Source organism: Algoriphagus litoralis, assembly GCF_003259255.1.
Lineage (GTDB): Bacteria > Bacteroidota > Bacteroidia > Cytophagales > Cyclobacteriaceae > Algoriphagus > Algoriphagus litoralis.
In genome coordinates this window covers 1-407 of the sequence record NZ_QGOL01000001.1, presented here as the reverse complement: position 1 = coordinate 407, position 407 = coordinate 1, and the positions used below count along the sequence as shown (strand labels likewise).

Below are 407 nucleotides of genomic sequence, written 5' to 3'. Positions count from 1 at the left end.
CTTGGACAATGTGACGGTAAGCGATGCGGGCACGACGTTGGGCAATCCACAGGTGGGCACGTTGGCACCGGGCCAGAGTGCAACAGTTGGAGCCGTCTACACGGTAACCCAGTCAGATGTGGATGGTGGCAGCTATGTGAATATTGCAACAGTAACGGGCGAGGATCCGAACAGTGTGATCCAGACGGCTACGGCTACGGCCACAGTGACGGCAGTTCAGAGCCCAGGTATCGCCTTGACGAAAACAGCAGATGTCTCAACTTACGATAAGGTTGGTGATGTGATTACCTATACTTTGACTGTAACGAATACGGGCAACGAGACCTTGGATAATGTGACCTTGGTGGATCCATTGACAGGCTTGAATCAGGCTATCGGTACAATGGCACCTGCCCAAGTAGTGACTG

The 407-nt window shown here is 52.8% G+C and carries 1 protein-coding gene; it reads left to right on the top strand.

Annotated features, from left to right (window positions below; translation table 11 throughout):
- On the top strand, positions 1 to 407 hold a 407-nt coding region (locus DK188_RS00005; protein WP_198672939.1), incomplete at both ends, for a DUF7507 domain-containing protein.